Raw genomic sequence first — 323 nt, 5'->3', positions numbered from 1 at the left:
GAGGGAATAGCCACATCGAAGAAACTTAGCTGTAAATCAGCTCGTTCATCACCAGTTCCTCGGCCTGTGCTTACAGGCTGTTCATGTGCTGCACCCACTCCATCTGATGCCGCTCTTTGTTCGGAGCCGGGTTCTGCTTCAGCAGTTCCTGCATGGTCTGCTGCATCCGGCTCTCTGCGGTCTGTTCCACTTCCAACAGGTGCGGATGCAGAGTCCCCGACAGGAGCATCGAATTGTACAGCTCCGGGCGATGCTTCATCATGTAAGTCCGGCGCAGTCTGCCGTATTTGCCCAGTGCTTTCTCCTGCTGGGGCAGGGTCAGG

At 56.3% G+C, this 323-nt stretch carries 1 protein-coding gene; it reads right to left on the bottom strand.

Annotated features, from left to right (window positions below; genetic code table 11):
• Positions 1–70: 70 nt before the first annotated feature.
• Entirely contained in the window at positions 71–322 is a 252-nt protein-coding gene (locus tag P0G09_RS16805; protein WP_275253235.1) for a TnpV protein, read from the bottom strand.
• Between the last annotated feature and the right edge of the window lies 1 nt (position 323).

The sequence above is a fragment of the Faecalibacterium sp. DFI.5.82 genome (genome assembly GCF_029076575.1).
Classification (GTDB): Bacteria; Bacillota; Clostridia; order Oscillospirales; family Ruminococcaceae; genus Faecalibacterium; species Faecalibacterium duncaniae.
This window is presented reverse-complemented; position numbering and strand designations above follow the sequence as displayed.